We start from the raw sequence: 25410 nt of genomic DNA, 5'->3' as shown, positions 1-25410 counted from the left end.
GAGCAATTCGATGCACATTATCAAAGCTGAAGAACAGCACATTACCGCGATACGCAATATCTATGCTTACCATGTTCTGCATGGTACAGGTAGCTTCGAAACCGAACCTCCGGATACGCAGGAAATGCTTAACCGACTGAGGAGCATTCAGTCTCGGGGATTCCCATGGTATGTCGCCCTGCAGGGCGATACGATCATTGGCTACTGTTATATTTCCCGTTACCGCGAACGCCATGCTTATCGGTTCACGGTTGAAAATTCGATATATATTGATCCGGCTTATCAGCGCCAGGGCGTCGGAAAAGCACTGCTCGACCATGCATTAAAATGGGCCGAATCTCAGGGATATCGTCAGATGATTGCTGTTGTGGGTGACAGCGCTAACGTTGCTTCTGTTGCGCTGCATATCCGCGCAGGATTTACTGAAATAGGCACATTAAAGGACATTGGTTTCAAACATGGCCGCTGGCTTGACACGGTTTTGCTGCAAATGAAACTTGGTGAAGGGAATAGTACTCTGCCAGAAGGTTCAGATCTTATGCCTGAGGCAGGAATAAGGGGGCGTCTGCCCCCTTTATGTTTATTTCAATCGCTTACCTGTTTCATCAACAACTTTCTCGCCGTCTTCCTTAGCAAATGCACCTTTTTGCGCATCCGGAAGAATATCCAGTACCACTTCGGAAGGGCGGCAAAGGCGCGTTCCCAATGGTGTCACCACAATCGGGCGGTTAATCAGGATCGGATGCTGAAGCATAAAATCGATTAACTGATCGTCAGTAAACTTATCTTCGGCAAGCCCCAGTTCTTCATAAGGCTCGACATTTTTACGCAGCAGCGCCCGTACTGTAATCCCCATATCTGCGATAAGTTTGACCAGTTCATCGCGTGACGGTGGATTTTCAAGGTAATGAATAACGGTCGGTTCATTACCGCTGTTGCGGATCATCTCCAGCGTATTACGCGACGTGCCGCAGGCCGGGTTGTGATAAATGGTGATGTTGCTCATATCAGTATCTCATTACAAAGTGAAAGAGAGACGTAGCGCCAGCGCGGCCAGCGTTACAAACAGCACAGGCAGAGTCATGACGATCCCGGTGCGGAAATAGTATCCCCAGGTGATGGTCATATTCTTCTGTGAAAGGACATGCAGCCAGAGCAGCGTTGCCAGGCTACCAATAGGTGTAATTTTCGGGCCCAGATCGCAGCCAATCACGTTGGCGTAGATCATCGCCTCTTTAATAACGCCAGTTGCAGTGCTTCCATCGATAGAAAGAGCGCCAACCAGCACGGTAGGCATGTTGTTCATAATGGAAGACAGGAAAGCCGTCAGGAAGCCAGTACCCAGCGTCGCAGCCCAGAGTCCTTTATCCGCCAGTACGTTCAGCACACCTGAAAGGTATTCGGTTAGCCCGGCGTTGCGCAGACCGTAGACCACCAGGTACATCCCCAATGAGAAGATGACGATCTGCCATGGCGCACCGCGCAGCACTTTGCCAGTGTTAATAGCATGGCCTCGTTTAGCTACTGCAAACAGGATCACAGCTCCAACAGCCGCAATCGCGCTAACGGGAATACCGAGCGGCTCAAGGACAAAGAACCCAACCAGCAGAAGAATTAAAACTATCCAGCCGGTTCTGAAGGTTGCCAGATCTTTTATCGCTTTCGCCGGTGCTTTCAGCAGAGCCAGGTCATACGTTGGCGGAATGTCTTTGCGAAAGAACAGATGCAGCATCACCAGCGTGGCGATAATAGCGGCAATATCCACCGGCACCATTACCGACGCATACTCAGTGAAGCCCAGTCCAAAGAAGTCCGCCGAGACTATATTCACCAGGTTCGACACGATAAGCGGCAGGCTGGCCGTATCGGCAATAAAACCCGCAGCCATGACGAATGCCAGCGTGGTGCCTTTGCTGAACCCTAGTGCCAGCAGCATGGCGATGACTATCGGCGTTAGAATAAGTGCCGCACCATCGTTGGCGAACAGTGCCGCCACCGCCGCACCGAGCAGAACAATATACGTAAAGAGCAAACGTCCACGACCGTTACCCCAGCGGGAAACGTGCAGCGCTGCCCATTCGAAAAAACCGGACTCATCAAGCAGCAGGCTGATAATAATTACGGCAATAAAGGTCGTCGTCGCGTTCCAGACGATATTCCACACCACCGGAATATCTCCCACATTCACAACGCCAGATATCAGAGCCAGTCCCGCGCCCAGCATTGCACTCCAGCCGATCCCTAATCCCTTCGGTTGCCAGATAACCAAAACAATGGTCAGGACAAAAATAGCGCCTGCCAGTAACATAACACCTCCTGACAGGGCGACTTTGTCGCCCTGTATATGCCAAAAAATTAACTCATCAACTCTCTGAGCTTTTCAATACCGGCGGGCTCTGACGCCAGCACCGGAACAAGCGCTATACGGTCAGCGTGCTGATTCTTAACAGCCTCAATCTGAGGCCGTTCCTGATGAGCACGCTGGCAAAGCAACGGAGAACGCGTATCCGCAATGGAAAGGCTGTTATTGATAATCCAGCCCCACGGATGAATCCCCGCTCTCTCGAGGTCAGCCTGCAGGTTTGCCGCTTCCAGCACCGGTGTGGTTTCAGGAAGCGTAACCAGCAGAACTTTGGTGCGTTCCGGGTCCTGAAGCTGCATCATTGGGGTAGTAAAATGACCTTTACTCCCCATTTTTTTGGCAATCTCTCGGTGGTAAGCCCCGGTCGCATCCAGCAGTAAAAGCGTGTGCCCCGTAGGGGCAGTATCCATGACAACAAACCGTTTACCCGCTTCACGAATCACCCTGGAAAAGGCCTGAAAAACGGCAATTTCTTCAGTACAGGGAGAGCGTAAATCCTCTTCCAGTAGCCGTTTCCCTGCTTCGTCCAGATCTCTTCCCTTCGTCTCAAGGACATGCTGACGATAGCGTTCGGTTTCATCGTGAGGGTTGATGCGGCTGACCTGCAGGTTTTTGAGGCTGCCGTTCAGCGTTGTACTCAGATGCGCAGCAGGATCAGAGGTCGTGAGATGCACGTCAAATCCCATGTCTGCCAGCCTGACGGCTATAGCCGCAGCCATCGTGGTTTTCCCTACGCCACCTTTGCCCATCAGCATAATCAGGCCGTGTTCACTGCGAGCGATATCCTCGACCAGGCCAGAGAGCGATAAGTTTTCAGGCATGTACAGAACGTTCGTTGCCGGGAGCGGTAACGCCTCAGAATGGATATCCAGCAGTCCCTTCAATGCGGACACACCAACCATATTGACTGGCTGTAGTAATAGGGTATCTGTCGGTAGCTCAGATAAACCGGCAGGAAGATTTGCCAGTGCCTCCTGCTCACGTTGCCATATCGCAGCTGCCAGGGCGTCATGTTCAGCTTCGGCTTTAGGCAGCACACCATTAATCACCAGGTATTGGTTTTTCAGGCCAATTGAAGCCAGTTCTTCATGGGTGCGGGCGACTTCCTGCAGCGTCGATTTTTGCAGTCGTGCAACCAGAACCAGGCGGGTACGTTCAGGATCGGATAACGCCTCTACTGCATGAGCATACTGCTCACGCTGCTTTTCCAGCCCGGCCATTGGGCCAAGACAGGAAGCACCATCTGGATTACTTTCAATGAAGCTACTCCAGGCACCGGGAAGCTGGAGAAGGCGAATCGTGTGGCCCGTCGGCGCTGTATCAAAAATGATGTGATCGAAGCGGGTCAGCAGGGTAGCGTCTGTCAATAAGCCGGTGAACTCGTCAAACGCCGCAATCTCAGTGGTACAGGCTCCTGAAAGCTGCTCGCTGATACTGTTAACAACGTCATCTGGCAGAAGACCTTTGATAGGATCAACAATTCTGGCGCGGTATTGCTGGGCGGCTTCCTGCGGGTCAATCTCCAGAGCAGAAAGCCCAGGAACTACTGTCACAGGGCGAATGTTGTTACCGATAGCTTGGTCGAATACCTGGCCGACATTCGAGGCAGGATCGGTACTGACCAGCAAAACCTGCTTACCCTGTTCGGCAAGGCGGATAGCCGTCGCGCAGGAAATGGAAGTTTTTCCTACGCCTCCCTTGCCAGTAAAAAACAGGTAAGGCGGGATATTCTGTAAGAATTTCATATGTCCTCCTGACATATTCAGCAACAGGAAGTATTACCACCACAGCAGCTGGTGGGAGCTAACCCTACCTTCTCCAGCGGAATACCGAACCAGCGAGCCAGCTCAGCACGTTTTGGGTATCGCCCTGCCATCACAGTTTCACCGTCCAACAGCAGTAGCGGAAGCCCTTCTGCTCCAGATGCTTCGAGGAATGCTTTCGCTTTCTCATTCTGAACAAAGCTCATGGGCTGCTGCGCCAGGTTGTAACGTTCAACCTGTACGCCACGTCCTTTCAGCCACTGCACATCAGCAGAAAAATCAACCAGAACCTGATCGACATCTGAGCCACATACGCCGGTACTGCAGCACATTGCCGGGTCAAACACCGTTAACGTCTTCATTCTCAATACCTCACATTCGTAAAATCATATATGTTCAGGCAAATTTTTTAGATGCAAACAGCCTTACCGCTACCAAAGCAGTTTGCCGATGCCAGCTTACGGGCGATGGCCTGTACGTCGTCCTGTTGGCTTAACCAGGCCTGCTCAATCACCTGAGCGGCCCAGGAAGGAATATGCGGGGACAGGCGGTAATGAACCCACTTGCCCTGTTTGCGATCCAGCAAAAGTCCACTTTCCCGGAGCATTGCCAGATGGCGTGAAATCTTGGGCTGAGACTGTTCCAGCGCAGTACATAGATCGCACACGCATAGCTCTCCCATCTCTCTAAGCAGTAGCACGATGCCCAGGCGGGTTTCATCGGAGAGATTTTTGAAGAGTTGTAAATTGGTAAGTTTCATTGATACCTCCGACAAATATTTTTAATGATAAACAGGTTTGTACAGGAGTCAATGTCATATTCGATTTTTCATATGTGTTTTGGGGGTGGGTTGGTAGAATTTAAGAAAATTTGGTTTTGTAAAGTGGAAGTAGTCCCAATTCTCAAAATAACAGGTTTACATCACTGAAAGAGAGGATATTATCATCAAAAATTGTTCATCAAAGATGCGGGTCGTATGAGTTCTACACACCAAGAATATCTTTACAGGCAGTTATTTCGACTGAAGATTCATGAAAGCATGGGCGATGCTTTTCAGGCTCTTTTTTCGAAGGTTATGCAATATACGACCCCTGGATTCCAGGCTGTATCACCGTGGGGAAACTGGGGAGATGGTGGAAACGATGGATGGATAGAAACCGAAGCTCACTACTTCCAGGTTTATGGCCCCAAGCCTTCTAATCAAATCAAAGAGCTAGAAGCTGTTAATAAATCGATTGGCGATTTTGACAAGTTAGTTGTTAAGTGGGGAAAGGTATCAAAGTATACTTTTGTTATGAATGATTATTTTAAGGGTATTCCTGCACCTGTAGGAAATTCCCTAAAAAAGCTTGCGGACGAAAAATGCCTTGACCATGCAGGAGCTATGGGAGGGATGGAACTCCTCAAAGAGTTTATGTCTTTGTCAGAGTGTGATAAGCAAGATATTGTAGGTTTAATTCCAGACGTAGATCTGGATTTTATTGATAGTCGTGCTGTCGGCGAAGTTTTGAATTATTTGGCATATAAATCCTCTTCAGACTTGGCTTTTTTAAGCGAAACAGCACCTGATTTTGATGAGAAAATAAAAATAAATGGTATTTCTAAGCCTATAAAATTAAGGCTTGAAATGAATAGCTATCAATTATACCTAATAAATGAATTTCTCAATTCTGTAGATAATGGTTTAGAACAACGCATAGCACAGGAAGTCAAAGAGACTTATGCACAAAGTAAATTAGCCATATCTTCCGAAATTCCTGAACGAGCGGACTTGAGATATCTTTGGATGATTGATAGATTACTCCCATCAGGAATTCATGAAAATGCTAAAGCTAGCTATAGATTTGCCGCTGAGCTGATCTTGGCAAAATATTTTGAGACGTGCGATGCGTATGAACATCCAAACAATGCTTCTGCCACATAAACATATTAGATTTAGCAATTCTTTAGTAGCAATTGCTGGGTACATCCGGACAATTATAGATGAACCACTATCTGTCGATGAGCTCTGGTCGAAAATTGAACAAAAAAAATCCACAGAGCTGATAACTCCATCATTTACACAATTTATATTTGCCCTAGATATTCTATTTTGCATCAAGCAGATAATTGTTGATGAAGAAGGCAGATTAACTTTGGAAGTTTGCAATGATAATGAACTATAGTAGAAGAGAAGTTTAATGAAACTAATCCGCTTAACTTGCGATCAACCAACTTTTCACCCTGTATATTTCAATGAATCTGGATTAACTCTAATAATAGGGGATAGTTCAACTGAAAAAGAAGGGAGTAGTAATGGCGTTGGCAAAACGTTAGTACTTGGCCTTATACAGCATTGTTTAGGAGCAAATGCTGATAAAAAATTATCCTCTGCTGTTCCTGATTGGTGGTTTACATTAATTTTTTCACACAACGGGACTGAATACTTAGTTTCGAGAACGGGTAATGGGAAAAAAATAATATTAAATGATCAGCCTATTTCTTTAAAGGCATACAAAGAGTTATTGGATAAATCTGGCATATTTAACTTAAATGATAACATTCCTTATTTAAGCTTTAGGTCACTATTTAAGCGGTTTACACGATATACAAGGGATGACTGCATTAGCCCAGTTCGCACAACTAAAGAGCCTGATTTTGAAGCTTTACTCCGAACGGCATTTTTATTAGGTATTGATCATACCTTAATTTTGTCTAAAAGAAATAATAAGCATGAATTAGACAAGGTTAGTCAATCTTTAAAAAATTGGCAGAACGACGATATATTAAAAGATATGTTTAGAGCTGGTTCTCAGCCCAAAGTTCGTTATGAGTGGCTTGAGCGTGTCATTCCGAAATTGAAAGATGAGCTAGATGAATTCCAGATTCATGAAAAATATCGAGCTATAGAAGAAGAAATAAATATATTAACAAAGAAAGTACGAGAGTTAGAAAAAAATAAAAACATTATTGAATTTAGAATAAGTAATATTGATAAAACTCTTTTAGAACATCCAGATATATCAAGAGAAGATTTACTTGATTTATATTCTGGTTTGCAAAATATTTTCAAACCAGAAACATTAGCTCATTTTGAAGCGGTTGAAAATTTTCATAATTCACTTTCTTTCAATAGAAAAAGACGATTAGAGAAGGATAAAATAAATCTGCTTTCTGAATTGGAAATTCTCAGGTTTAATATTGCTGAAGTTTCAGAGCTTCGAGATCTAAATCTGCAATCTTTGAATGGTAAAAAAGCGCTTGATGAATATTCCGTCGTTGCAAGGCAACTTGCTGAATTAGAGGAAGAAAAATCAAGATTGCATGAATACTTAAACTTTGCAACTAAACTCCAAGAAAAAGCACAAAAATTAAGAGAAAGAAAAGTTGAACAAGATAGACTGGCGGTTGATTATACTTCCACCAATCCTTTATCAGAATATGATAGAATATTTGCCGAGCTTGCTGAAATATTGTATCCGAGAGTACCGGCTGGAATAGTCTTAGATGTTAATACCGGTGATAATCAAATTCGTTATGATTTAAGCATTCAAATAGAAGGAGATGATTCTGATGGTATTAATGATGCAAGGATATTATGTTTTGATTGGTTAGTATTTATGTATGGTCAAAATCATTCGATGAATATGTTGTGGCATGACAACCGCCTGTTTGCTGATATTGACCCTGGGGTGCGTTCAAGATGGTTTGCATTCATAAATGAATCTGTGAAATTTAATGGAAAACAGTATATAGCGTCGTTAAACACAGAAAACTTCCAAGCTATGGCCGAAACACTCTCCAAGTCAGAAATGGATGATTTAAGGTCAAAAGTTGTACTCACATTGCGAGGAGATAAAGCTGAGAATAAGCTTTTTGGCATTCAATTTGGAAGCAAAAAATAAAAATAAAGTGGGCTGTTAAAATGCCCACTTGAAAATTAATTAAAGCTGATATTTTAATTACTTTATCGATATACATTTCACTTTAATAAAGTTTGAATACCACTGCATCATCTCTCTACGCCCCTCCAAATACTGCGCATGGTTGTAAGTCCCACGTATCGCGTTCTTATCCACATGGGCTAGCTGCGTTTCTATCCACGCTGAGTTAAAACCTTCTTCATGGAGTATGGTACTCATCGTGTGGCGGAAACCATGTCCTGTCAGCCTTCCTTTATATCCCAATAACTCAATAACCTGATTAACGCTTTCCTTTGAGATCGGCTTCGTTCGATCGTTACGTCCGACGAATACCAGTGGGTATAGCCCGGTAATAGGTTTAAGTGACTCAAAGAGCTCGACAACCTGATCCGACATCGGAACGATGTGTGGTCGTTTCATCTTCATCACTTCAGCAGGGATCTCCCAAAGCCGCTTTTCAAAATTGATATCCTCCCAGCGGGCAAAACGTAATTCCTGAGTTCGTACCCCTGTAAGCATGATGATTTGAGTCGCAGTCTTGGTAACAACGCTACCGGTGTAACCGGCAAGATCCCTAAGAAAGTGAGGGAGTTCTTCGGCTGTCAGGAATGGAAAATGTGTTTTCTTTGGTGTTGCGAGGGCTGTGGCGAGATCGGGTGCTGGATTGTATTCAGCGCGTCCGGTCACAATCGCATGACGGAATACTTCACCGCAGCGCTGTCTGACTTTGCGCATCTTTTCTAATGCACCACGCTTTTCCATACGACGAAGGGTTTCCAGCAATTCCATGGGCTTAATTTCAGCTATAGGGCGCTTACCGATGTAGGGGAAAATATCCTTTTCAAAGGTATCAATAATTTCATCGCGATAGCGTAATGACCAACGATCCGCTCTCAACTGATGCCATTCACGGGCAATAGCTTCGAAGGTATTTTCATAGTTAAGCTTTTGGGCAATTTTCTCTGCTTTCTTTACTTCACCGGGATCGCTTCCAGCAGACAGCAGCTTTTTCGCAGCATCACGCTTTTCGCGTGCTTGAGCGAGAGAAACCTCGGGATAAACGCCGAAAGCAAGACGCTTTTCTTTACCTGCGTAGCGATACTTTAAACGCCAGTAACGTGAGCCGTTGGTAGTTACTTCAAGGTAGAGGCCGCCACCATCAGATAGCTTATACGGCTTCTCTTTGGGTTTGGCTGTATCAATTTGTCTGACTGTTAGCTTCATTGGGGGCATCTCAAAATGGGGCTATAAATCATGCCCCCCATTATGCCCCCAGAATGCACTTGATTCTGGTAGAGACAGTAGACCTCGGGAGAACATAATCAGCTTTAATTGCGGGTATTATAGGGGATTTACTTGAGACAGTGGAGTTCAGTAGAGGCTAATTGGCGGAAGATCACAGGAGTCGAACCTGCCCGGGACCGCTGGCGGCCCCAACTGGATTTGAAGTCCAGCCACCTCACCGGAGATGACGATCTTCCGCGCCTGCATTGCTACATGGAGGCGGGGCGCATTATAGCTACTTTCAGGCATTTACCACATACTTCCGTCATAAATTTTCTCATTGTGCTCCCGCCGCAAACGGTTGTTTAAGATAAATCCTCAACTTTTCCACGGCTTAGCAATTTTTCACCCGCTAAAGGAACCGCGATCACAGAAAAGAATAAACGTAATCAGATAACAAGAATTCGCAATACCCGGCTGAAATCCAATCGTTTACAACGTCTGAAACCGCTTTCTGCGTATTTTTCATGCGTAAAGGAAACAAAAATGGACAGTCAGATTATTTCTGTGAAAGAAAAGATTGGCTACGGCATGGGTGACGCCGCCAGCCATATCGTCTTTGATAACGTAATGCTGTACATGATGTTCTTTTATACCGATATCTTTGGCATCCCCGCCGGGTTTGTCGGCACCATGTTTCTGCTGGCGCGTGCATTAGACGCCGTTTCGGACCCATGCATGGGGCTGCTCGCCGACCGAACCCGCAGCCGCTGGGGCAAGTTCCGCCCGTGGATAATTTTTGGCGCGTTGCCGTTCGGCATTGTGTGCGTTTTGGCCTACAGCACGCCGGATCTCAGCCTTAGCGGCAAGATGATCTACGCCGCTGTCACTTATACGTTACTCACCCTGCTTTACACCGTGGTCAACATTCCTTACTGCGCCCTCGGCGGCGTGATCACCAACGACCCGCAGCAGCGCATCTCGCTGCAATCCTGGCGCTTCGTGCTGGCGACGGCGGGCGGCATGCTCTCTACCGTGCTGATGATGCCGCTGGTGAAACTGATTGGCGGCGATGACAAAGTTTTCGGTTTCCAGGGCGGCATCGCGGTGCTCTCCGTGGTCGCCTTTATGATGCTGGCGTTCTGCTTCTTCACCACCAAAGAGCGTATCCAGGCGCCGCCGAGCACTACCGGCATGCGCGAAGATCTGCGCGACATCTGGCAAAACGACCAGTGGCGCATCGTGGGTCTGCTAACCATCCTGAATATTCTCGCGGTCTGCGTGCGCGGCGGTGCGATGATGTATTACGTCACCTGGATCATGGGCGATGCCGCCATTTTCACCGCGTTTCTCACTACCTACTGCGTCGGCAACCTGATCGGCAGCGCACTGGCCAAGCCGCTTACCGACTGGAAATGCAAAGTCACCATCTTCTGGTGGACCAACGCTGCGCTCACCGTGCTTAGCATCGCTATGTTTTTCGTGCCGATTCAGGCCAGCGTCACCATGTTCATCTTTATCTTTGTCATCGGCGTGCTGCATCAGCTCGTCACGCCGATCCAGTGGGTGATGATGTCCGACACCGTTGATTACGGCGAATGGTGCAACGGCAAACGTCTCACCGGTATTAGCTTCGCGGGCACGTTGTTCGTGCTGAAACTTGGTCTCGCTTTCGGCGGCGCACTGATTGGCTGGGCGCTGGCGGGCGGTGGTTACAATGCCGCGGCACAGAGCCAGAACAGCGCCACCATCAGCATCATCATTGCGCTGTTTACGCTGGTTCCGGCGGCCTGTTACTTGCTGAGCGCTTTTATCGCCAAACGCTACTACACCCTGAAAACACCGTTCCTCAAAACGATCATGGAACAGCTGGCGCGCGGCGAGCACCGCAGCCAGCAACGGTTTGGGCATGTTTCACCACGGGAAGAGTTACTGTAAGGAGTCATGCATGAAAATCAGTGATGGCAACTGGCTTATCCAGCCGGGTCTGACATTGATCCAGCCGGTGCAGGTGTTTGAAATCGAACAACAGGGTAATGAGATGGCGGTCTATGCCGCCCCGCGCGATGTGCGCGAGCGCACCTGGCAACTGGATACGCCGCTCTTCACCCTGCGTTTTTTCTCGCCGCAGGAAGGGATTATTGGCGTGCGCATCGAACATTTTCAGGGAGTAATAGATAACGGCCCGCACTTCCCGCTTAATGTTGCGCAAGACGTCCACGTGGAAATGCGCAACACCGACGATTTTGCCGAGCTGCAAAGCGGTGCGCTCAGTGTGCGCATTGGTAAAGGTGAAAACTGGGCGCTCGATTTTCTGCGCGATGGCGTGCGCATTACCGGTAGCCAGTTAAAAAACAATGGTTACGTGCAGGATGGCAACAGTGGCCGCAATTACCTGTTTGAGCGGCTGGATTTGGGCGTGGGTGAAACGGTATATGGCCTCGGCGAGCGTTTTACTGCGCTGGTTCGCAACGGGCAAATGGTGGAAACCTGGAACCGCGACGGCGGCACCAGCACCGAACAGTCGTACAAAAATATTCCCTTTTATCTCACCAATCGTGGCTACGGCGTGCTGGTAAACCATCCGCAAGCGGTAGAGTTTGAAGTGGGTTCGGAGAAAGTCTCCAAAGTGCAGTTCAGCGTTGAGGGCGAATATCTCGAATATTTCGTGATCGACGGCCCAACGCCGCAGGACGTGCTGAACCGCTATACGCAATTCAGCGGTCGTCCGGCGTTGCCGCCTGCGTGGTCGTTTGGTTTGTGGCTCACCACCTCGTTTACCACCAACTACGACGAAGCGACGGTGAACAGCTTTATTGACGGCATGGCGGAGCGCCAGCTACCGCTGCACGTTTTCCACTTCGACTGCTTTTGGATGAAAGCTTTCCAGTGGTGCGATTTTGAGTGGGACCCGGTGACCTTCCCGGATCCGGCCGGGATGATCAAACGTCTGAAAGCGCGCGGGCTGAAAATCTGCGTCTGGATAAACCCCTATATCGGCCAGAAATCACCGGTATTCCATGAGCTGAAAGAGAAGGGCTACCTGCTGAAACGCGCGGATGGTTCGCTGTGGCAGTGGGATAAATGGCAACCGGGGCTGGCGATTTATGATTTCACCAACCCGGAAGCCTACCAGTGGTACGCCAATAAACTCAAAGATTTAGTGGCGATGGGCGTGGACTGCTTCAAAACCGACTTTGGCGAACGCATCCCGACTGATGTGGTGTGGCATAACGGCGCGTGTCCGCAGAAAATGCACAACCATTACGCGTACATCTACAACGAGCTGGTGTGGAACGTGTTGAAAGAAACCGTTGGTGAGCAGGATGCGGTGCTGTTTGCCCGCTCTGCATCCGTCGGTGCGCAACAGTTCCCGGTACACTGGGGCGGCGACTGCTACGCCAACTATGAATCGATGGCGGAAAGCCTGCGCGGCGGGCTATCAATTGGCCTGTCTGGTTTTGGTTTCTGGAGCCATGATATTGGCGGCTTTGAAAACACCGCTCCCGCGCATGTTTACAAACGCTGGTGCGCGTTTGGCCTGCTCTCCAGCCACAGCCGTCTGCACGGCAGCAAATCTTACCGTGTGCCGTGGGCGTACGATGACGAGTCCTGCGATGTGGTGCGCCACTTCACGAAGCTAAAATGCCGTTTGATGCCGTACCTTTACCGCCAGGCTGCGCTGGCACACGAATCCGGTTTGCCGATGATGCGCGCCATGATGCTCGCTTTCCCGGACGATCCGGCTTGTGACTATCTTGACCGCCAGTACATGCTTGGCGATGCGCTGCTGGTCGCGCCGGTGTTCAGTGAAGCGGGTGACGTGCAGTTTTACCTGCCGGAAGGACGCTGGACGCATCTGTGGCACAACGACACATTAACCGGCAACCGCTGGCATAAACAGCGCCACGACTTTATGAGCCTGCCGGTGTACGTGCGGGATAACACCCTGTTGGCGCTTGGCAACAATGATCAGCGCCCGGATTATACCTGGCATGACGGTACCGCTTTCCAGTTGTTTGCGCTGGAAGAGGGACGCGAAGCGTTATGCGACGTGCCGGATGCCAGCGGTGCGGTGATCTTCCGTTTACGGGCCAAACGCGATGCGGGTGTGATTACCGTACGTAGCGAAGGAGAGTGTCACAACTGGACGCTGTGCCTGCGCAATATCGCGCAGATTGCGGATGTACAAGGCGCCACGCAATCTGGCAGTGAGTCAGGCGTGGTGATTACGCCGCAAGACGGGGAGATACGGATTACGCTGTGAGTTTTTGCTTCGCGATATTCCTCTCCCGTGAGGGAGAGGACATATCATGTTCAGGGAGCCGGCTGAGGTGAAGGCGCTGATGTGGATTCCGCCGGAGGCGCAACGACGCCGCCGGAAACCACACCGCCATGCATATTCTGTTTGATTTGTTGCTTCTGCACGTTAATAGCGGAAAGCTCGGCGTTTACCGACGGTTTTAGCGGCGCATCGGCGCGCACACTGCCGCTGGCGGTGAGCTGAAGATTACCGTCGCCGCTGATGGGCAGCGCCGGCCAGCCCCACTCCTGCAATACATTCACCGGCACGCCGCGCCCGTTCAGGTTAAGGTTCACGCTGCGATCCGGCGTTTGCGCAACCACCGCTTTGGCTTCCAGCAACCCCTGCCCGGTAAAGGCGCTTAGCTCGCTGATAGTGACCACATTGCTGTTGGCGTTCAGCGCCAGTGATGGGCGGCGTACGTCCACGCGGTTAAAGGTGGCGGCCGCGGCGTTCAGTTTCGCCGTTCCGCCCCACACGCCCCATTTGCGCTCGCGCACCAGTTGCAGGTTATCGCCGTAGCCGTCCAGCGCCGTCAGTTGCCACGGAAAAGCCGGGTCGATATCGATCACCAGATTGCGGCTGGCGCTGAATTTTTTCAGCGTCACGGTGTTCAGCCATGCTGGCAAATCATCCATCCATAGCTGCTTCCAGTTTTCCGGCAGCGTGTATTCCAGCCCGGCAAATGCGGTGTCGTCCAGCACCAGCGCGTGGCCTGCGCGATACCAGTTGCCGGACGTGCGCACCATGCCGTTTTCCCAGCGTGATGTGAACTGTTGCAGCGCAATACCCTGCGGCGCGAAGTTTGCATTGAGGATCGGGTCGAACAGGTGCAGCGAGCCGTAAATAAACTCGCTGGCGTTCATCGACAGCCTGCCGTCCTCGCTTTTCCAGTCGCCATTCATCAGCGTCAGATTGCGCAAACTCAAATCGAGATCGGTGACCGCCCAGCCAGGCCCTTGCAAACGGGCATCGGTCACTTCAACGCGGCCAATTTGCAGCGATGGTAATGTCGTCAACGGATTAAAGAAATCGAGCAGCGACTTGTCGCTTTGCAGGCGGATATCATTCAGCCGCAAATTGTTCACCACCCAACTGCCATCGGCGGCGCGCTGCGCGTCTCCGGTCAGAGAACCGCGCGCCATATCCGCACCGATGGTGGTCAGCGTAACGACATCTTTATCAATACTGCCCTGAACCAACACGTTACTGGCGGGAACGCCGTTTAACGTCAGCGAACCGGCGCTCATCTGAATTTGCGCCTTGCTGCCCAGTACACTTCCCGCGACAGGCTGCCACGGTGCAACGCCGCCAGTGACGCGCTGGGCGCTGAGATCCCAGCCGGTGGTCGGGCTGTTAAACGCCATATTGCTTAATTGCAGACGGTCTGCCTGGAAGGGCAGCGGTGCGGCCGCCGGGGAGAGATTAAGCGTGCCGTCCTGCAACAAAATGGTATCGACATGCAGAGGATCGGTAATTTGGCGGCTGCTCAGACCGATATCGACGGTTTTGGCGACCAGCGTTGCCGGTTTGCCTTTGCGGCCAAAATTCACGCCTTTCAGCAACACATGGGAAGGGGAGGAGAAGCGGTGATCCATTGCTTCGAAAGTGAGGTGATAGTCACTGTTGTCGTTTACCCACTTGCTGACCTGCGTTGCACCCCAGCGGGTTTGCAGCAGGAAATAGCAGGCGATGACCGCCACAAGCAGGGCGATAACAACGACAAGGAGCAGCTTTCCAAGAAATTTCATGATCTTCCATCCCCAGTTGCCAGTCTGGCAGTTATGCACGATTTATGCGCAATGCTCAAGGGCGGAATGATGAAAGGGCGTTACGGCGGCAACGGTTTTCACCCCGTTGCCGCGGGGTTTATCAGTTTTTCTCTGGCGGAAAAATCAGATTCAGTACAATCGCGGTGATCCCGCCTGCGGCGATACCGGAAGAGAGCAGGTTTTTCAGCCAGTCCGGGGCAAATTGCAGGATTTGCGGCTGCTGGGAAACGCCCAGACCAACGGCCAGCGACAGCGCGATAATCAGGATCGCACGGCGGTTCAGCGGTTCGCGGGAAACAATGCGCACGCCGGAAGCGGCAATCGTGCCGAACATCACCAGCGTTGCACCGCCCAGCACCGGTTCAGGCAGTTGCTGCACAAAAGCGCTGACTGCCGGGAACAGGCCAAGCACCATCAGCATCACCGCAATGAAGAAACCGATATAGCGACTGGCAACGCCGGTCAACTGGATCACCCCGTTGTTCTGGCCGAAGCAGGAGTTCGGGAAAGTATTGAAAACAGCGGAAACAAATGAGTTGAGGCCGTTTGCCAGTACGCCGCCTTTCAGGCGTTTCATATACAGCGGGCCGGCAACAGGCTGCTCGGAAACGTCAGAAGTAGCGGTGATGTCACCGATGGTTTCAAGCGAGGTGATCATAAATACCAGCATCAGCGGCAGCAGCAGGGTCCAGTCAATGCTCAGGCCGTAGTAAAGCGGCGTCGGCACCATAAAGGAAGTTGCCGGTGCGCTATAGGCCGGCAGCATGCCCATAAACATCGCCAACACATAGCCAACGGCCATGGCGATCACCAGCGACGCAATGCGTAAATAGGGGTTGCGCTGGCGGTTAAGCAGAATGATCAGCCCCAGCACCACGCCTGCCAGCAGCAGGTTTTTCGGCGCGCCGAAGGTGTGGTTGCCCATCGCAGCAAAACCGCCGCCAACCGATGTCAGACCCACCTGAATCAGCGACAGGCCGATAATCATCACCACCACACCGGAAACCAGCGGAGTAATAATGCGACGCGCAAACGGCAGAATGCGGGAGACGACCATTTCGGTGCAGCTGGCCAGCATCAGGGTGCCGAACAGCGCAGCCATCATCGTGGGCACGTCCGCACCGCCGGTTTTCAGCGCGGTACCACCCATGATCAGTGGCGCAACAAAGTTAAAGCTGGTGCCCTGAATCGAGAGCAGCCCGGAGCCGACCGGGCCCCAGGCTTTGATCTGGATAATAGAGGCGACGCCAGAGGCGAACAGCGACATGCTGATAATGTGCTGAGTATCCTGAGCCGGTAAACCCAGCGCCTGGCAGATAAGCAGCGCGGGCGTGATAACGCCAACAAACATTGCCAGCAGATGCTGGAGCGCGGCAAACAGGGTCTGCGGCAGCGGCGGGCGATCTTCAAGGCGGTAGATCAGTTCGCTGGGTTGAGTCTGCGCAACCGGTTGCGCACTTTCTGACTCGATGGTGTTTACGGACATCTCAAGCAATCCCCTGGATGGAAAAGCGCTGATTTTATCGGACTGTTTGGTAAAAGCAAACGGTTGCTATGCTAAAAACATACTTTTCTAAGGGGTGTTCGTTTTACGGGATAAGGTTCTAAAACTCAGGCGTTGGAGTAGCGTTCTGTTTCCGGCATCCAGCGGTCGATCAGCGCTTCGGCAAGCTGCGGATAACGCTCATGAATATGGCGGGCTACGCGCTGTACTTCCGGGATCATCGCCTGGTCGCGCAACAAGTCGGCGACTTTGAATTCCGCGTTGCCGGTCTGGCGGGTACCAAGCAGTTCGCCGGGACCGCGAATTTCCAGATCTTTTTGCGCAATCACAAAGCCATCGTTACTGTCGCGCAGCACTTGCAGACGTTTTTGCGCGGTTTTTGACAAAGGGGATTTGTAGAGCAGAACGCAGTGGGAGGCTACCGCACCGCGTCCAACGCGGCCACGTAGCTGGTGGAGTTGCGCAAGACCGAGCCGCTCCGGGTTTTCGATAATCATCAGGCTGGAATTTGGCACATCCACGCCCACTTCAATCACCGTGGTGGCGACCAGCAGATGCAACTCGCCCTGTTTGAATGCCTGCATCACCGCCTGTTTTTCTGCCGGTTTCATGCGGCCATGCACCAGGCCAACATTCAGCTCCGGCAACGCCAGTTTTAGCTCTTCCCAGGTCGCTTCCGCCGCTTGTGCTTCCAGCAGGTCGGACTCTTCGATCAATGTACAAACCCAGTAGGCCTGGCGACCTTCGCCAGTACAGGCGCTTCGCACGCGGTCGATAATCTCGCTACGGCGTGTATCCGGGATAGCGACGGTAGTGACCGGTGTACGGCCTGGTGGTAGTTCGTCGATCACCGAGGTGTCGAGATCGGCGTAGGCGGTCATCGCCAGCGTGCGCGGGATTGGTGTTGCCGTCATGATCAACTGATGCGGGTGAAAACCCTGCTGCTGGCCTTTTTCCCACAGCGCCAGCCGCTGATGAACGCCAAAGCGGTGCTGTTCGTCGATAATCACCAGCGCAAGGCCGTTAAACTGCACCTGTTCCTGGAAAATGGCATGGGTGCCCACCACCATTTGTACCTTACCGCTGGCAATCGCCTCCTGCTGTGCCTGGCGCGCTTTGCCTTTTTGCTTGCCCGCCAGCCAGCCTACTTCCACGCCGAGCGGTGCGAACCAGTTGCGGAAATTGTTGGCGTGCTGTTCTGCCAGCAGTTCGGTGGGCGCCATCATCGCCACTTGTTTGCCATTGGCAATTGCCCGCAAGGCTGCCAGCGCGGCGACCAGCGTTTTACCGGAGCCCACATCGCCCTGCACCAGGCGCATCATCGGCATATCCAGCGCCATATCGCGCTCGATCTCCGCGACCACGCGCGTTTGTGCGCCGGTTGGTTTAAACGGCAATGACGCCAGCAGGCGGTTTTTCAGTTCATCTATGGTGCCGAGTGGTTGCGCATGATAACGCTGCGCGCCGGCGCGCAAGGCCAGCATGCTGAGGTTGTGCGCCAGTAATTCTTCAAGGATCAAACGGCGCTGCGCCGGGTGCTGCCCGCTTTCCAGATCGCTTAGTTGCAGTGACGGCGGCGGGCGATGCAGCGTATGCAGCGCTTCTGGCAGGCTCATCATGCCTTGTGCCAGCTCCGGTGGCAGCAGTTCGCTGATGGCACAAGTCGCCAGTAATTCCAGCGCCTGGTCGGTGAGCTTGCGCAGTGTCGCTTGTTTGATGCCTTCGGTGGTGGGGTAAACCGGCGTCAGGGTTTCCTGCAATTCCGGGGTGCTGAGATCGCCCTGCACGCGGTATTCGGGATGGATCATTTCCGCGCCATACTTCCCGCGTTTCGCTTCCCCATAGGCCAGCACACGGCGGCCGGTGGCGAGGCTGTTTTTCATCGCCGCGTTGAAGTTGAAAAAGCGCATCGTGAGAATGCCGGAACCGTCGCTAATCTGGCAGGTCATCATCCGGCGACCACCGAAGGTGATATTGCAGTTCAACACCTCGCCTTCCACCGTGGCGTAAATGCCCGGCAGCAGGTCGGCAATTGGGTAAAGCTGGGTACGATCTTCGTAGCGTAACGGGAGATGAAGCAGGAGATCCTGAACGGTATGCAGGCCGATTTTCGCCAGCTTGCTGCTCTGCGCCGCGCCGACACCGGTCAGCGAACTTAAAGGCACCGCATCGAGCAGCTTACCTTTCATTGGTTATCCCGCCGCCTGCATCGTTGCCCACCACGTTGGGTCGGCTTCGATTTGGCCTTCCGTATTTACGTGGGGGTAAGGCAGGCCCTTGCGTTTCGCGACTCTCGCCAGCACCGGGTAGCCACCCTCAAACAGCAGGCGTTGCTGAACTCCATCCGGCAACATGCTGTTTTCACGTTCATACATACCGGCGTTTTGCCGCTGGCGCTGCGCTTCGTAAAGAATCAATGCTGACGCCACGGAAACATTCAGCGACTGCACCATGCCAGTCATTGGGATGATGATGTCCCGATCCGCCAGATCCAGCGCTTCCTGCGTGATCCCGGTTTTCTCCTGGCCCATCAGAATGCAGGTCGGGCGGGTGTAATCTATTTCGCGGAAATCAACGGCTTTGTCGGACAGATGAGTCGCAAGGATTTGCATGCCGCGCGCTTTCAGCACGCCAACAGCATCGCCAATGGTACGGTGGGTTTTCACTTCCACCCAACTGTTGCTGCCCGCAGCAGATGAGGCCATGGTGCGCATGCGGTTGCCCGGCCAGACGGCGTGAACTTCATGCACGCCGACGGCGTCCGCAGTGCGGATAATGGCGGAGACGTTATGAGGCTTGTGAACCTGCTCCATGCAGACCGTCAGATCCGGCTGACGCCTGGCGAGCATCTCGCGGATACGCGCATAACGTTGAGAATTCATAAAGTTAGTTTCGGTTGCGGGTGACTTTTATCACATCCGGCATCACGCGGATTTTGCGCATGATATTCGCCAGATGGACGCGATCGCGCGCCGTCAGACGGATGAACGCGCTGTAGACGCGGCCATCTTTTTCTTCGGTATTCAGGCTTTGAATATTCGACGAGGCCGTATTAATCGCTGCCGTCAGGTTCGCCAGTGCGCCCTGATGGTTGAACATATCCACCTTGATCTCGGTGATAAATTCCTGCGCGGTCTCTTTGTCCCACTCAACGGCCATGAACTTCTCTGGCTCTTTCTGGTAGCCACGAATGTTGCGGCAGGACTCATGGTGAATAACCAGCCCTTTGCCGGGACTGACGTGCGCGACAATCGGGTCGCCAGGAATGGGGCGACAGCATTTGGCAAAGGTGATCAGTACGCCGTCTGCGCCTTTAATCGGCAGATGACCACCGTTTGAGCCAGCCGGTGCTTGCGTGCTCTGCACGGCTTCCCCTTGCTGCAGGTTTTTCGCAACCACGACGCTCATGGCGTTGCCGAGGCCGATTTCGGCCAGCAAATCATCGAGCGAGGCGAGCTTCATGCGATCCAGCTCGCGCTGCACATGTTCCGGCGGAATTTCGGCCAGTTTACGGCTCCCGCCCAGCGCGTGATTCAGCAGACGGCGGCCGAGGCTCACCGAATCGTCACGCTTGAGGTTTTTCAGCATCTGACGGATTTTGGCGCGTGCTTTCGAGCTGACGACAAAGTTCAGCCATGCGGCATTCGGGCGGGCGCCCGGTGCGGTGATAATTTCTACCGTCTGGCCGCTGGAGAGCGACTGCGACAGCGGATACGGCTGGCGGTCGACGCGCGCGCCAACACAGGCATGGCCGATATCCGTATGCACCGCATAGGCGAAATCCACCGGCGTGGCGCCAGCGGGCAGCTCGACAATACGGCCTTCCGGGGTGAAAACATAAATCTCATCGGGGAAGAGATCAGATTTAACGCTCTCGATAAATTCAAACGAACTACCGGCGCTCTGCTGCAGCTCCAGCAGGCTTTGCATCCAGCGCTGAGCGCGGATTTGCGCGGTAGTACTGCTTTCGCCATGCTCTTTATATGCCCAGTGCGCGGCAACCCCCATCTCTGCCATCTGATCCATATCTTCGGTACGGATCTGCACTTCGACCGGTACGCCGTGCGGGCCAATCATAGAGGTGTGCAGAGATTGATAGCCGTTCGCCTTGGGGATGGCGATATAGTCTTTCACGCGGCCAGGACGTGGTTTGTACAAGCTGTGCATCTGGCCCAGAACGCGATAACAGGTATCCAGATCGTGAACAATCACGCGAAAGGCGTAGATATCCATAATCGAGTGGAAACGCTGCTCTTTCAGCACCATTTTGCAGTAGATCGAGTACAGGTGCTTTTCGCGACCGCTAACGCGGCAGGGAATACCCGCTTCCTGTAAACGCCCTTCGATTTCCGAGAGGATTTTTTGAATCATCTCTTTGCGGTTGCCACGCGCGGCTTTGACCACTTCTTTGATGACGCGATAGCGGTTTGGATATAGCGCTTCAAAGCCCAGCTCTTCGAGCTCGGTTTTGATGTGATGAATACCTAAACGGTGCGCCAGCGGGCTATAGATTTCGAGGGTTTCACGGGCGATGCGACGGCGTTTGTCCGGGCGAAGAGAACCCAGCGTGCGCATATTGTGGGTGCGGTCAGCGAGCTTGATAAGAATGACGCGGATGTCCTGCACCATCGCCATAATCATTTTGCGAAAGTTTTCGGCCTGCGCTTCTTTCTTATCCTGAAACTTGAGCTTATCAAGCTTCGACACCCCTTCCACCAGCTCGGCAACACTTTTGCCAAACAGCTGTTCCATATCCTGGTAGGTGGCGGGGGTATCTTCAATCACGTCATGCAATAGTGCAGCCATCAGCGTTTCGTGGTCGAGTTTCATCTCGGCCAGAATGCAGGCTACCGCTACCGGGTGCGTGATATAAGGTTCACCGCTTGAACGTGTCTGGCCCTCGTGAGCGTCACGTGCAACGAGATACGCCTGCCTGAGACGTTTGATTTGATCTTCAGGCAGATAGTGTTGAATCAGCTGATTCAGGCTTTCAAACAGATACAAGGGTGACCTGCAGGTTAATTAACGACGACCTTCAGCAATGGCGGTTACGGACTGCAGTTCTGCGGCTTCCTGCTCTTGCTGTTCCTGGCGCTCACGGACGTCGAGGATCTGGTTGTTGATCAGACCTTCTTCGATTTCGCGCAGCGCGATAACGGTGGTTTTATCGTTTTCTTCCGGGACTAACGGATCTTTACCGCCAACCTGCATCTGACGAGCGCGACGCGCGGCGACCAGCACCAGGTCAAAACGGTTACCAACTTTCTCTACAGCGTCCTGAACAGTTACGCGTGCCATACTTAAAATGCTCCACAGGTGAAGAAATGACTGGGCATGATACTGAAACCAGGCTCAGTCTGCCAATAGTTTGCTGATTAAAGCGTCATGTCGCTGCTTTTGGCGGCTCATGCGCAGACGTTCGGCGCGAATAATGGTTTTCAGATCACCCAACGCGGTATCGAAATCATCATTCACAATCAGGTAATCATATTCCGCGTAATGGCTCATTTCCGCAACTGCCTGCGCCATACGTTTCGCAATGACCTCTTCGCTATCCTGGCCGCGCCCGCGCAAGCGGCGATCGAGTTCCAGCTTCGACGGCGGCAGAATAAAAATGCTGCGCGCTTGCGGCATACGGGCGCGAATTTGCTGCGCACCCTGCCAGTCGATATCAAGAAACACATCTACGCCGGTTGCCAGCACTTGCTCAATGGCTGCGCGCGAGGTGCCGTAATAGTTACCAAAGACTTCGGCATGCTCAAGAAACGCGTCCTCGCCAATCATGGATTTAAATTCATCATGATTAACAAAGAAATAATGTTCACCGTGCACTTCACCCGGACGCGGAGCGCGCGTGGTGTGCGAAACAGAAACCTGCGTATCGTATAACGGTTGGGTTTTTAGCAAAGCCTGAATGAGGCTTGATTTACCCGCGCCGCTAGGGGCGGAAACAATATAGAGCGTGCCTTGAGCCATGAGAGTCTTTTGTATGTGAATTGCGAAAGGAAACTTACATACGTGCCTATTATACACATCGGCGCTATGTGACGTAGCCTTTGTCACACTTTTTCCCGCTGAGTTTGACATTTTGCGGCCTGCTTTCCTGTTTTATTTGCAAATTTTCACAGCGGCAGTGAATTGCCGGAATCCTCCTCGCAATCTCTCTCTTTCCATGTCGTCAGCACAGCGTTGGCCACGCTATAACAGCGGCGCTATCACAAGGAGAAGGGATGATGTGGAAAAGAACCGGATTCGCGGTGTGTCTGTTGCTATGGAGCCTGTCCAGCCAGGCGGTGTGTCCAGTCTGGTCGCCATCTAGAGCGCAAGATGAGGTTAACCGCCTTCAGCAGCAGCTTACCCAGTGGAATGAGCACTACTGGAAGCAGGGAGCAAGCGAGGTAAGCGACGCTGTTTACGACCAGCTCAGCGCGCGGCTGGCGGCATGGCAACGCTGTTTTGCGCTTGAACCTGCAAATTCAGCACCTGTCTTACCCGGCGGCAGTGTGAAACACCCTGTCGCGCACACTGGGGTGCAAAAGCTAGCGGGTAAGCAAGCGCTACAGCGCTGGATGGCAGGAAAAACCGATTTATGGGCGCAACCAAAAGTGGATGGTGTCGCGGTGACGTTAGTCTATCGCAATGGTGAACTGACGCAGGCAATCAGTCGCGGAGATGGACTGGCGGGTGAAGACTGGACGGCAAAAATACGTGCAATCCCATCGATTCCTGAAAAAGTGAGTGGCGCGCTGGCGAACAGCGTATTGCAGGGTGAACTGTTTTTACGCACGGAAAACCATATTCAGAAACAGGCCGGTGGGCTTAACGCCCGAGCAAAAGTTGCGGGCGCGATGATGCGCCGCGACGAGCCCGCCATTCTCAATGATCTGGCGTTTTTCGTCTGGGCCTGGCCAGACGGCCCGGCAACGCTGGCACAAAAGTTAGCGGAACTCAGCAAAGCGGGGTTTAGTGACGAAGTGCAATATAGCGTGCCAGTGAGCACTGCAGAAGACGTGGAAAAGCTGCGCAGCCTTTGGTTTACCTCTGAATTACCTTTCGTCACCGATGGTGTTGTGGTGCGCTCTGGAACCGAACCGGCGGGAAATACCTGGCTGCCGGGGCAGGGTAATTGGGTGGCGGCATGGAAATATGAACCGCCCGAGGAAATTGCAACGGTAAAAGATATTCAGTTTGCTATTGGGCGTACCGGTAAAATTTCCGTGGTGGCTCTGCTGGAACCGGTACAACTCGATGACAAACGCGTCCAGCGGGTCAATTTGGGTTCTGTCAGACGCTGGCAAGAGCTGGATGTTGCGCCTGGCGATCAAATCGCTATCAGCCTCGCCGGTCAAGGGATCCCGCGCATCGACAGTGTGGCGTGGCGTTCACTGGTTCGCGATAAACCTGTTCCGCCTGCGCCACGTTTTACCCCGTTGACCTGTTTTTATGCTTCTGCGGAATGTCAGGAGCAATTTATTGCTCGACTGGTATGGCTCAGCTCGGCAAAAGCGCTGGGGATTGAGGGGCTTGGCGAAAGTGGCTGGCGGGGATTGAATCAGGCGCATCACTTCGAACATCTTTTTTCCTGGCTGGCGCTGACAAAAGAGCAATTACAGTCGACGCCTGGCATTTCGCCGGAACGCGGTTTACAGCTCTGGCATCGCTTTTCGCTGGTACGAGAAAAACCGTTTATTCGCTGGCTTATTGCGCTTGGAACGCCGCTGCCGCAGCCTGCCCTGAAAGTCACTGGCGACACAACATGGCAGCAAATGCGCATGCGTAACGAAAAGGAGTGGCAGCGTTTCCCGGCAATTGGTGCTGAAAAAGCCCGGCAGATCGTTGCCTTTATGCATGCTCCCGAGATTGAACAACTTTCGGCTTGGTTAGGCGAACAAGGAATAAAGGCGTTTCAGTGAGTGCTGTGGTTGTAGTGGAATACGGGCAAGCCGAGCTTCCAGCGGATAGCCAGTAATCGCGTAATGAAGCCAAACAGCAACGTTGCAATTACCACCATATCGTAGCTGGGAACCATATGACCGAGAACGATATAGAGCACGGCAGAGGCAAAGGCGATCCCAGCGTACAGCTCTTTCTGGAACACCAGCGGGATACGCTTACAAAACATATCCCGCAGCACACCGCCGAACACGCCGGTAATTACCGCAGCAATCACGGCGATAACCGGGCCTTCACCCATGTCGAGGGCAATCTGCGCACCGATAATGGAAAACACCACCAGCCCCAGGGCATCAAGCACCAGAAATAGACGGCGCAGATGCGGCATCACTGGCGCGAAGATAGTCGTTAATACTGCCGCGACGGCAACGATAACGACATATTCCGGGTGCTTTACCCAGCCGAGCGGGTAGTGACCAAGCAGAATATCGCGTACCGATCCGCCGCCCAGCGCTGTTGCTGTGGCGATAATTATCACGCCAAAGGTATCCATTCTGCGACGGCCTGCCGCCAGAGCGCCAGTCATTGCCTCGGCTGTAATGCCAATCAGATAGAGAATATGTAACAGCATGCCCGCCCCCGTAAATCAGAAGCGGCAGGGTAGCGATTTATACACAGGCATACGAT

At 52.1% G+C, this 25410-nt stretch carries 20 protein-coding genes, 1 tRNA gene and 1 pseudogene; 7 read left to right on the top strand and 15 right to left on the bottom strand.

Annotated features, from left to right (window positions below; translation table 11 throughout):
- Positions 1-10: 10 nt before the first annotated feature.
- Positions 11-526: pseudogene (locus tag ACFX4U_RS08340) on the top strand (GNAT family N-acetyltransferase); the annotation flags it as partial.
- 54 nt (positions 527-580) lie between these two features.
- On the opposite strand, the gene arsC reads toward ACFX4U_RS08340, so the two are convergent.
- The 5 genes from arsC to arsR are packed head-to-tail and all read right to left on the bottom strand — an operon-like array spanning position 581 to position 4885.
- Positions 581-1006, bottom strand: a complete 426-nt coding sequence (gene arsC, locus ACFX4U_RS08335) for a glutaredoxin-dependent arsenate reductase (protein WP_017880248.1) — start codon at positions 1004-1006, stop codon at positions 581-583.
- Between the two features lie 12 nt (positions 1007-1018).
- Positions 1019-2308: an arsenite efflux transporter membrane subunit ArsB gene (gene arsB / locus ACFX4U_RS08330; RefSeq protein ID WP_057057332.1), complete on the bottom strand. Its 1290-nt coding sequence runs from the start codon at positions 2306-2308 to the stop codon at positions 1019-1021.
- Positions 2309-2355: 47 nt separating this feature from the next.
- Entirely contained in the window at positions 2356-4107 is a 1752-nt protein-coding gene (arsA, locus tag ACFX4U_RS08325) for an arsenite efflux transporter ATPase subunit ArsA (protein WP_057057333.1), read from the bottom strand.
- Between the two features lie 17 nt (positions 4108-4124).
- Entirely contained in the window at positions 4125-4487 is a 363-nt protein-coding gene (gene arsD, locus ACFX4U_RS08320) for an arsenite efflux transporter metallochaperone ArsD (protein ID WP_000855179.1), read from the bottom strand.
- A gap of 47 nt (positions 4488-4534) precedes the next feature.
- Positions 4535-4885, bottom strand: a complete 351-nt coding sequence (gene arsR / locus ACFX4U_RS08315; RefSeq protein ID WP_057057334.1) for an As(III)-sensing metalloregulatory transcriptional repressor ArsR — start codon at positions 4883-4885, stop codon at positions 4535-4537.
- Positions 4886-5101: 216 nt separating this feature from the next.
- On the opposite strand from arsR, the gene ACFX4U_RS08310 reads away from it, so the two are divergent.
- The 3 genes from ACFX4U_RS08310 to ACFX4U_RS08300 are packed head-to-tail and all read left to right on the top strand — an operon-like array spanning position 5102 to position 8009.
- On the top strand, positions 5102-6049 hold the full coding sequence (locus ACFX4U_RS08310; RefSeq protein ID WP_071886831.1) for an ABC-three component system protein: 948 nt from the start codon (positions 5102-5104) through the stop codon (positions 6047-6049).
- Complete coding sequence (locus ACFX4U_RS08305; protein WP_071886832.1) at positions 6012-6290, top strand: ABC-three component system middle component 6; 279 nt, start codon at positions 6012-6014, stop codon at positions 6288-6290. Before ACFX4U_RS08310 ends, ACFX4U_RS08305 begins: the two co-directional genes overlap by 38 nt.
- 15 nt (positions 6291-6305) lie before the next feature.
- Entirely contained in the window at positions 6306-8009 is a 1704-nt protein-coding gene (locus ACFX4U_RS08300) for a DUF2326 domain-containing protein (protein WP_126498998.1), read from the top strand.
- A gap of 57 nt (positions 8010-8066) precedes the next feature.
- Here ACFX4U_RS08300 and ACFX4U_RS08295 read toward each other — a convergent pair whose 3' ends face one another.
- Positions 8067-9251, bottom strand: a complete 1185-nt coding sequence (locus ACFX4U_RS08295; RefSeq protein WP_057057301.1) for an integrase arm-type DNA-binding domain-containing protein — start codon at positions 9249-9251, stop codon at positions 8067-8069.
- 162 nt (positions 9252-9413) lie between these two features.
- Positions 9414-9508 (bottom strand) — tRNA-Sec (locus ACFX4U_RS08290).
- 289 nt (positions 9509-9797) lie between these two features.
- Here ACFX4U_RS08290 and ACFX4U_RS08285 point away from each other — a divergent pair.
- Complete coding sequence (locus tag ACFX4U_RS08285) at positions 9798-11189, top strand: glycoside-pentoside-hexuronide family transporter (RefSeq protein ID WP_305734663.1); 1392 nt, start codon at positions 9798-9800, stop codon at positions 11187-11189.
- Positions 11190-11199: 10 nt separating this feature from the next.
- Positions 11200-13518 (top strand): alpha-xylosidase, encoded by a 2319-nt coding sequence (yicI, locus tag ACFX4U_RS08280; RefSeq protein WP_313508131.1) that lies wholly within the window; start codon positions 11200-11202, stop codon positions 13516-13518.
- 50 nt (positions 13519-13568) lie between these two features.
- On the opposite strand, the gene ACFX4U_RS08275 is transcribed toward yicI, so the two are convergent.
- The 7 genes from ACFX4U_RS08275 to gmk all read right to left on the bottom strand — a co-directional run bounded on the left by ACFX4U_RS08275 (position 13569) and on the right by gmk (position 22806).
- Entirely contained in the window at positions 13569-15305 is a 1737-nt protein-coding gene (locus ACFX4U_RS08275; protein ID WP_313508130.1) for an AsmA family protein, read from the bottom strand.
- A 121-nt stretch (positions 15306-15426) separates the two neighbouring features.
- Entirely contained in the window at positions 15427-16812 is a 1386-nt protein-coding gene (locus tag ACFX4U_RS08270) for an NCS2 family protein (protein ID WP_017458157.1), read from the bottom strand.
- 125 nt (positions 16813-16937) lie between these two features.
- Positions 16938-19019, bottom strand: coding sequence for an ATP-dependent DNA helicase RecG (recG, locus tag ACFX4U_RS08265; protein WP_313508129.1), 2082 nt, complete (start codon positions 19017-19019; stop codon positions 16938-16940).
- 3 nt (positions 19020-19022) lie between these two features.
- On the bottom strand, positions 19023-19712 hold the full coding sequence (gene trmH, locus ACFX4U_RS08260; RefSeq protein WP_305734667.1) for a tRNA (guanosine(18)-2'-O)-methyltransferase TrmH: 690 nt from the start codon (positions 19710-19712) through the stop codon (positions 19023-19025).
- Positions 19713-19716: 4 nt separating this feature from the next.
- A complete protein-coding gene (spoT, locus tag ACFX4U_RS08255) occupies positions 19717-21834 on the bottom strand; it encodes a bifunctional GTP diphosphokinase/guanosine-3',5'-bis pyrophosphate 3'-pyrophosphohydrolase (RefSeq protein WP_305734668.1) in 2118 nt (705 codons plus the stop codon).
- Positions 21835-21852: 18 nt separating this feature from the next.
- A complete protein-coding gene (gene rpoZ / locus ACFX4U_RS08250; protein ID WP_313508128.1) occupies positions 21853-22128 on the bottom strand; it encodes a DNA-directed RNA polymerase subunit omega in 276 nt (91 codons plus the stop codon).
- Positions 22129-22182: 54 nt separating this feature from the next.
- Positions 22183-22806: a guanylate kinase gene (gene gmk, locus ACFX4U_RS08245; RefSeq protein ID WP_020455761.1), complete on the bottom strand. Its 624-nt coding sequence runs from the start codon at positions 22804-22806 to the stop codon at positions 22183-22185.
- A 257-nt stretch (positions 22807-23063) separates the two neighbouring features.
- On the opposite strand from gmk, the gene ligB reads away from it, so the two are divergent.
- Complete coding sequence (gene ligB / locus ACFX4U_RS08240; RefSeq protein ID WP_313508172.1) at positions 23064-24743, top strand: NAD-dependent DNA ligase LigB; 1680 nt, start codon at positions 23064-23066, stop codon at positions 24741-24743.
- Here ligB and ACFX4U_RS08235 read toward each other — a convergent pair.
- The gene (locus ACFX4U_RS08235) at positions 24737-25354 is read right to left on the bottom strand and encodes a trimeric intracellular cation channel family protein (RefSeq protein WP_313508127.1); all 618 of its coding nucleotides are present in this window, start codon (positions 25352-25354) and stop codon (positions 24737-24739) included. The two genes, ligB and ACFX4U_RS08235, sit on opposite strands and share 7 nt — an antisense overlap.
- Positions 25355-25410 lie beyond the last annotated feature (56 nt).

The sequence above is a fragment of the Kosakonia sp. YIM B13588 genome (assembly GCF_042788165.1).
GTDB classification, from domain to species: Bacteria; Pseudomonadota; Gammaproteobacteria; order Enterobacterales; family Enterobacteriaceae; genus Kosakonia; species Kosakonia sacchari.
The sequence above is the reverse complement of the archived record's forward strand: the minus strand, read 5'-3'. Positions and strand labels throughout refer to the sequence as shown.